We start from the raw sequence: 8003 nt of genomic DNA on the forward strand, positions 1-8003 counted from the left end.
CGCTGTCCGCCTAGGTGTTCAGTCCTGGCATCTGGTGGATCGGACCGAGGATGAAACTGTCTGGGTCTAGAGTCCGGACCGTGCAGATGCATTCGTAAGGGGTGAGGCCCCTCAGGGTCTTGAGCCTGCGGGCGCAGTTGTAGGCGGCGTGGAAGTCCGCCAAGTGTGTGCGCAGCTGATCGTGGCTGTCATAGTGATAGCGTGTCACCGTGGCGTCCTTGATCATGCGGTTCATCCATTCGACCTGGCCGTTGGTCCAAGGGTGGTTGGGCTTGGTCAGGCGGTGCTCGATCCCATTGGCGTCGCAGATCATGTCGAAGCGCATCGGCCGGGAGTAGATAGTGTTGCGGTCCTCGGCTGCTCGGCGAACCGGATGCCGTTGTCGGTCAAGATGGTATGGAGCTGATAGGGCACGGCCTCGAGCATGTGCTGCAAGAACTCCCAGGCAGCGCGCCTATCGGCCTTTTCAACGAGTTGGGCGACTGAGCTTCTGCCGGTTTGGTGGACACGAAAAGATAGAGCTTGCCCTCGGCAGTCTGCACCTCGGCAATGTCGATGTGAAAGAAGCCGATGGGATAGCGCTTGAACCGCCACCGTTTCGGCTTGTCACCGTCCACGTCCGACAAGCGAGAGACGTCATGCCGCTGCAGGCACCGATGCAGCGCCGACCGGGTCAGGTGCGGAATGGTCGGCTGCAAGGCGTAGAGGCAATCGTCCAACGGCAGGAGGGTATGACGCCGAAACGCGACCATCATCGCCTCCTCGGTCTCGCTCAGGACGGTTGACCGGGCTTCCCCCGGTCCGGTCTTCAGGTTCTCGACCCTCTCGCGCTTCCGCTACGTCGCAACCGTTTTGGCATTGATCCCGAGTTCTCTGCTCAGCCCCGCGATCGAAGCTTGCGATCATTCGGGGCAGCCCTCGGACCGATGGCGGGCTGGCCCTAATTATTGCTGCTCGGACAGCGTGCGTGGTCGTGGCGCTGCCGTGACGAACCTGCCCCATAAAGCATCCTTCCATTCCGCCGAAAGGATCGCGCCATCAAACAGTGGGATCAAACAACTAGGGTAAACAGCCGCTGTTCTGCGCCCGAGCGTGCGCCGGGACCCTCTTCGTGGATGCTGTGAGATAGATTCGTGTGTCGCTTGAGTTAGATGGCCATGTCGTAAGGAAAATAAAGTTACTTTAAAACAATGATTTGAAAATTCGCCTGAGTTATTTACGCATGTCGCCTGACATCAGAGATGTTGTCGTGCGACATGGGTAAGTAACTCAAACGACAGTGAATCTATCTCAAACGACAGACGAATCTATCTCAACCGCTGATTTGGCGGATTTTGGGGTGGTTTTCGCGCGCACGGGAAAGCCCCGCCGAACGGATCGAGGGGGCTCGTTTTGAGCGATTTCGTGGATCAGATCGCGATGACCGGGGCGGCTTCTTCGCGCAAATAGATCGTGCTGCAGCGCTCGGGCAGAAGGATTGGCCAGACCTCGGCCCTGTCCAGCCGGGGCCGCGACATGCTTCGCCTGCATTCCAAGCTGCCAGGCCATGAGCCCGAGCGGTAGATGCAGGTTGAGGAAACGATCTAGTTCCTCTGCTGCAATCAAAGACAATGGCTGGCGTGTTCGCGGATCGGGGAACTGTTGGCGAACGATCATGCCGCTTTTCAGCAGCAGGCTGACGGTCGAGCAATTGATATGCAACTGCCTTCGCAGATCGTCTCGCGTCAGGCCGATCAGCGGCGGCGATTCGAAAGCGTCCGGCACCTCGTCCAGATCCAGATAGACTGCCTGCAGGCCGCTGACGCCGCACAATTTCCAGACCTTTTTCAGCCTGCCCGAGATCACAGCCCGGAGAAGAGCGGCATTGGGCAGTGCCGCTTTATGGGCAATGTTGCGCAGCGGCCATGCTCCTGCGGGAGCGATCTCAACCATCGCGGCATTGGCGAAGACCGCCGTCAGAAAGCTGTCGATATCCTCGGGCAGGAACAGCTTGTCCATCTGCGGCAATGCCAAAGATCGTAAGCGGCGAGGGGCGTGTGCTGCTGGGCGAGGTTGGCGTTTAGCGGCCTCGCACAGGTTCCAGCCGGCGATAGATGAAATCGGTGCTCGGTTCCTCGGATAGCAGCGCGTCGACGGCAGGGCGGTCCGGCGATTTGCGGCAGACCGGATCGGTGGCATCGGCCCGTCCGAGGATCGCCATCGCCTGACACCGGCAGCCGCCGAAATCGACTTCGCGGCGGTCGCAGCTGCGGCAGGGTTCGGGCATCCAGTCGGTGCCGCGGAAGGCGTTGAAGGCGGGGCCGTCATACCAGATTTCGGCCAAAGCCGTCCGCGTCGCATTCTGGAAGGTCAGGCCGGGTATCGTCTCGGCGGCGTGACAGGGCAGGACGGTGCCGTCGGGCGTGACGTTCAGGCCCGTGCTGCCCCAGCCGCCCATGCAGGCCTTGGGATAATCGGCGTAATAATCGGGCGGAACGAAATCGATCACCATCACGCCGCGCAGATCCCGGCGGGCCTGTTCGACCACCCGCTTGGCTTCGGCGACCTGTTCGCGCGTCGGCTGAAGCGCCGAACGGTTGAGCAATGCCCAGCCCTGGAACTGGACACAGGCGACCTCGATCCGGCGCGCGCCCAGATCGCGGGCCAGCGCGATGGTTTCGGGCAGGTCGTCCAGATTGTGCCGGTGCATCACCGCGTTCAGCGTCAGCGGCAGGCCGATTTCGGTAATGGCGCGGGCGACCCGCATCTTGCGGTCGAACCCGCCCCTGTAGCCGCCGATCATGTCCGCGATCCCCGCCCGCACCCCCTGCAGCGACAGTTGCACATGATCGACACCCGCCGCGTCCAGTTCGCGCAGCCGGGCCTCGGTCAGCCCGATGCCCGAGGTGATCAGGTTGACATACAGATCGGCGTCGCGCGCGGCGCGGACGAGATCGACCAGATCGCGGCGCGAGGCCGGCTCGCCCCCGGACAGATGAAGTTGCAGGACACCCAAGGCTGCCGCCTGCGCGAAGATGTCGGCCCAGGCCGCGGTGGTCAGCTCGCCCTCGCGCGCGGTCATCTCGACGGGGTTTGAACAATAGGGGCAGGCCAGCGGGCAGCGATGGGTCAGTTCGGCCAGCATGGCTATAGGCGGGGCCGGCCGCGGTCGCGTGGAAACGGACGGGGACATGGCCGGTGACACGTTCATGCCTGCATCTCCAGCAGGCGTTTTTCGGCGAGATCGGCCAGAAAGGCTTCGACATCGCCGCGGATCACCTCGGCGGGCGCATCATAGGCGGCGGCAAGATCGTCGATGATCGCGTCAAGATCGCGCGCGCCATCGACGCGCGCCAGGATCGCCGCGCCGACCGCATCCAGCATCAGCGCGCGTTCGGGGCCCAGCAGCACCGGCATATCCCGAACCCGGTCTTGTTTCATCCTGACGCCGCGCAGCAATACGGGGGTCATGCCAGAAGCCCCTCATGCGGCTGCCAGCCGCCCGGCGGGATGCGTCCTGGGGCGACATAGGCGGAATAAAGCGCGTCGAGCTGCGCCCACAGGACGTCGGTCTTGAAGATCAGCGCGGCGGCGGCCGCATCCTGATCGGCAGGTGTCCGAGCATGATCCATGACCCAGGCAAGCCCGAACGCCACGTCCTTGGGCGCCTCGGACAGGCGATGCTCGAAATAGGCGATCGTGTCGGGGCTGGCGAAATCATAGTGCTTCAGCAGCCCGGCGATCCGGGTCTTGTGAATCTCGGGGGCGAAAAGCTCGGTCAGCGACGAGGCCATGGCGGGAAGCATCGGCTGTTCGCGCACGAAATGCACATAGGCGTCCACCGCAAACCGGGTCGCGGGCAGGATGCCGCGCTCGGATGCGACATATTCGGGGTCGAGGCCCACGCCCTCGGCCAGCCGCAGCCAGCGGGCGATGCCGCCTTCGCCCGGCGCCCGGCCGTCGTGATCCTCGATCCGCGAGCGCCATTCGCGTCGGAGGGCCGGATCGGTCACGCGCGAGATAAAGGCCGCGTCCTTCATCGGAATGCGGCTTTGATAGTAATAGCGGTTGATGACCCAGGCGCGCACCTGATCGATCGTGCAACGTCCCGAATGCAGCATGTCGTGGAACGGATGCTTGTCGTGATAGCGTTCTGCCCCGATCTGGCGCAGCCGCGCCTCGAATGCCTCAGGCTGCATTTTTTCGGGCTGCACGTTCATGGCCGCAGTTCCATCCCGTCCTGCGCGGTCCGCCAGCCGGCGGCGATGAGCGCCGCGCGCTCGGCACTGTCGGGCTGCAAGACCGGGTTCGTGTTGTTGATGTGGATGAAGATCTTCTGTCCGGGGATGCCGGCCAGCCGCACGATACTGCCCTCGGGGCCGCTCATCGGCAGATGGCCCATGCGGGTGCCGGTCTTTTCGCCGGTGCCGGTTCTGCGCATGTCGTCATCCTCCCATACGGTGCCGTCGAAAAGAACCGCATCGCCCCGCGCCAGTTCCGCCACCAGCCAGTCGGGCAGTGCGGCACAGCCGGGGACATAGAACAGCCGTTTCGCCCCGTCGTGAATCTCCAGGCCGATGGTCTGCCCACCCATCGCCGCCGTCTCGACCTTATCGCCTTCCTTGAACAAGGCGACCTTTCCGGGCACGGCGAAGGCGCGAAAGGTCAGACCCGCCGCCGAGAAGGGAGCATCAAGCTCGATCCGGCGATAGCGGACCAGATCATTGGCGAGCACGCGAAAAACGCCGTTCTCGCGCAGGATGTCCAGAATGTCCGCGGTAGCGCAAATTTCGAACGCCGTTCGCTCGCGCAGGGTCAGCAGGCCGGCGATGTGGTCGATATCCCCGTTGGTGAGGATCACCGACGAGATCGGTGTGCCGCGCAGACCCGATGGCGCGAGCGCGGGCGAGGCGCCAAGTTGGCTGCGGATGTCGGGCGATGCGTTCAGCACGACCCACGCCGTTTCGTCAGCCGAAACGGCCACCGAGGACTGCGTCATCTGGGGCAAGGTGCCGGCGCGGGCGTCCTGACAGTTCCGGCAGCCGCAGTTCCACTGGGGCAGGCCTCCGCCCGCCCCGGCGCCCAATATCCGTACGATCACCCGTCCTGATCAGAACAGGGTGTCTTCCCGCCGCTCGTCCTCGGCCGGCCCGTACATGTTGATTTCCATGCCGCAGGCGATTTCGCGGATGCGCGGTTTCGTCCAAGCCATAAGATGTCCTCCCAGACAATTGTTGCGAGTCGTCATCGACGCAACACAAGGTAACAGCGGTCCGCACGCTGATAGTATCGGACTTAGGTATGACGGCTGAGGCCTTAACCCAGCTGTCACTTCCGAATCCGCGAGTAAGGGTTGGAAGCGAGGTCGATCGGGTCCGGTCTTCAGATCCTCGACCGTCTCGCGCTTCCGCCACGTCGCAACCGTCTTGGCATTCATCCCGAGTTCTCTGCTTAGCGTCGCGATCGAAGCTCGCGATCGCTGTATTGATGCTCGGACAGCGTGCGTGGTCGTGGCGCTGCCTTGACGAACTTGTCCCATAGAGCATCCTTCCATTCCGCCGAAAGGATCGCGCCACCGAACGGTGGGATCAAACACCTAGGATAAACAGCCGCTGTTCTGCGCCCGAGCGTGCACCGGGACCCGCTTCGTGAAGGCTGTGAGATAGATTCGTCTGTCGTTTGAGTTAGATGGCGATGTGGAAGGAAAATAAAGTTATTTTAAAACAATGATTTGAAAACTATCCTGAGTTACTTACCCATGTCGCATGACATTCAAAGTGACAGGTGACACCCAAGCTGGCCATTTGGGACAGATTCTTGTCCATTTGCGTCAGGATCGCGGTCATCGGTGTTCCTGTTACATGGATCAACGGGCGTTGGTTCGACAGTCGCGGTTTCCGGCATCTTGAGGCGACGATGCAGCCGACACCCATATGCAATGCCGCGGGCAGCCGCCACTGTGCCTTTGGCAAGTTGCCAAAGCGGGCGACCGCGCCGGTATAGTTGCCGATCTGGCCTGCGGTCATCGGGAAACTGATCGGCACGACGAGATCGCTGTTCCGACCGTCCTCTGGGTGGTTCGGGCAGCTATTGCGCTCTGCACGCTGCCGGCTGATCCAGCGGGCCATGCGGACATCGAAACTGCCGAAGAAACAGGCGTGTTGTACCATCAGCTTATCGAACCTGCGGCGCTGGCCTGATCATTGCCCGTGCGGTAGTCCCGTTTACACACGCTCAAGCTGTCAGCGTCAACGAAAGGCTTGACGATACCGCCATAAGCGATGCCGGGTTGCTCGCATGACCGGGACCGATCAATGATGGCGATCCGAATGGACATGTTTTCAAGATATATCGCATTGGCAGATTCTCTGCCTGATTCCGTCATGCACAGAGAGTCAATCCAGCCAGAACGATGCGGCCAGCCCGCCGAATCAGGGGGAGGTGTCAGTCCGGGCGATCCCATGCACGTCGGTTGATGCGTTGGCCGACGCACGGCGATCTTCTCTGCAAGTTCAAAAGAACGGGATTGTGTCATATAGCGCCGCTTATTATTATAAAACGAAATCGATATATTTTTCACAAAATTATCGTGCGGATTATAGTATATTGACGGGAGAGGGTGAAAACTACACCGACTTAGAAGGACTCAGAATCAAAGACAATCCCTCTCCTTTTGGGAAGTGTATCAATATATACGCAGATGGTCCCTCTCGACTGGACCAGATCACCATTCCAAAGGACGTATTTACTCTGAGGGTGGTGTCACCCACAATGACCTCTGTGGGGGATATTTCTCAGTATTCGTCATTGTACGGGATTATATTTGTTAACACGCCGATCAGGGATATCAGAAGTGGATATTATCCCAAGAGATTCAGAAAACTTGCTGTGATCGGGTCACGTATTCCGGATAACGATCTCGGTAATTTTTTCGCGAGAGGAACATTTCCATGACAACATTCTTGAACACAGATTTTCGATTCGTCTCTGATGTTCCGGCGGCGCATAAAGCTATAATCAATGCAACGACCGCTGATCTGCGTGCACAACGAATCCTTACTTTCGGCGCCCCAAGATAGCGACGTAGTTGTATCGCTGAAAACCGATCTGACAGATGCTGCCGTTCAGAACGAGAATGGCCGCGGTCGATACGGCACAAGCGGCGAACGCCGCATCCGAGAGATCACACAGCTGCGGTCGTCATTACGATCGAAGCAAATGCGACCACCTACTGCGGCGAAACGAAAAGGGCGGGGAAATTCCCGCCCTTTTCATCCGATGCTTCTCAGATGGCGGCCTGAACCGACCGGCTGTTCTGCAGATGCCGCGCCGTCAGATGACGCCCCTTGCGTCCCGCAACCAGCGGGCGCGCGGGTGTGAAGGTGCCGTCCATCAGTTCGGGGAAGATGGTCAGAATTTCCTCACGGCCGGCCGGGCCTACGGATTTCAGCGCCTCGGGGCCGGTATAAAGCGACTCCGCCTCGGCATCATTCGCAATGATGACCTCGTGCCGGTCGAAGAGCAGGTGGAAATATTCGACTTCGCCGACACCCGCGGCGATCTCGATCCCATCAAGCGCGCAAAGCAGCTTGGCAGCCACCAGAACCTCGTCGGTTCCAAACATCCGCCGCGCGATATGCGAGCGCACCAGAATCCGGTGCTGCGGCGAGACGAGCAGGTCTTGCGACGGCACCTCCGCCCCAAGGGCGCCCTGCCGGATCCGGATCGGCAGCAGCCGCTCGTTCGCGATGAGCGTATCCGCCGAAAGCCGCTGTGAACCGATCCAGCGGATTGGCTGCATCCCGTGGTCGCGCGTTGCGACCAGATCGCCCTCGCGCAGTGCCTGGACCGGGACCGCGCCGCGGTCCGTCAGGATCAGCGTGCCATGGGCGAAGCAGACGATATCTATGTCATAGATGGACGGCTTGAAGGACAGCGATGGGTCGAGATAACCGCTATTAGGTTGTGTTGACAAAAGGGATTCACATCAGTCTTTGAGCATGATTCAAGCTGGCATCTGCGAT

The 8003-nt window shown here is 60.7% G+C and carries 8 protein-coding genes and 3 pseudogenes; all 11 read right to left on the reverse strand.

All coding sequences use genetic code 11. From position 1 onward, the window contains the following. Positions 1-10 precede the first annotated feature (10 nt). Positions 11-1002 (reverse strand): annotated as a pseudogene (locus tag ACFSCT_RS02975) (integrase core domain-containing protein). A gap of 288 nt (positions 1003-1290) precedes the next feature. After that, on the reverse strand, positions 1291-1998 hold the full coding sequence (locus ACFSCT_RS02980; protein ID WP_379140031.1) for a hypothetical protein: 708 nt from the start codon (positions 1996-1998) through the stop codon (positions 1291-1293). A 61-nt stretch (positions 1999-2059) separates the two neighbouring features. After that, complete coding sequence (pqqE, locus tag ACFSCT_RS02985) at positions 2060-3124, reverse strand: pyrroloquinoline quinone biosynthesis protein PqqE (RefSeq protein ID WP_379140032.1); 1065 nt, start codon at positions 3122-3124, stop codon at positions 2060-2062. A 62-nt stretch (positions 3125-3186) separates the two neighbouring features. Next, positions 3187-3450, reverse strand: a complete 264-nt coding sequence (gene pqqD / locus ACFSCT_RS02990; RefSeq protein ID WP_379140034.1) for a pyrroloquinoline quinone biosynthesis peptide chaperone PqqD — start codon at positions 3448-3450, stop codon at positions 3187-3189. Continuing rightward, positions 3447-4199, reverse strand: a complete 753-nt coding sequence (gene pqqC, locus ACFSCT_RS02995; RefSeq protein WP_379140036.1) for a pyrroloquinoline-quinone synthase PqqC — start codon at positions 4197-4199, stop codon at positions 3447-3449. Before pqqC ends, pqqD begins: the two co-directional genes overlap by 4 nt. Beyond that, positions 4196-5080, reverse strand: coding sequence for a pyrroloquinoline quinone biosynthesis protein PqqB (gene pqqB, locus ACFSCT_RS03000; RefSeq protein ID WP_379140038.1), 885 nt, complete (start codon positions 5078-5080; stop codon positions 4196-4198). The genes pqqC and pqqB overlap by 4 nt, the downstream gene beginning before the upstream one ends. 9 nt (positions 5081-5089) lie before the next feature. Continuing rightward, a complete protein-coding gene (gene pqqA, locus ACFSCT_RS03005; protein WP_181746863.1) occupies positions 5090-5191 on the reverse strand; it encodes a pyrroloquinoline quinone precursor peptide PqqA in 102 nt (33 codons plus the stop codon). A 147-nt stretch (positions 5192-5338) separates the two neighbouring features. After that, positions 5339-5518 (reverse strand): annotated as a pseudogene (locus ACFSCT_RS19550) (IS481 family transposase); the annotation flags it as partial. 409 nt (positions 5519-5927) lie between these two features. After that, positions 5928-6020 (reverse strand): annotated as a pseudogene (locus ACFSCT_RS03010) (IS5/IS1182 family transposase); the annotation flags it as partial. A 128-nt stretch (positions 6021-6148) separates the two neighbouring features. Next, positions 6149-6559: a hypothetical protein gene (locus tag ACFSCT_RS03015; RefSeq protein ID WP_379140040.1), complete on the reverse strand. Its 411-nt coding sequence runs from the start codon at positions 6557-6559 to the stop codon at positions 6149-6151. A 705-nt stretch (positions 6560-7264) separates the two neighbouring features. Further along, positions 7265-7954, reverse strand: a complete 690-nt coding sequence (locus tag ACFSCT_RS03020; protein ID WP_379140042.1) for a Hint domain-containing protein — start codon at positions 7952-7954, stop codon at positions 7265-7267. Between the last annotated feature and the right edge of the window lie 49 nt (positions 7955-8003).

It is taken from the genome of Paracoccus pacificus, assembly GCF_042680785.1.
Lineage (GTDB): Bacteria > Pseudomonadota > Alphaproteobacteria > Rhodobacterales > Rhodobacteraceae > Paracoccus > Paracoccus pacificus.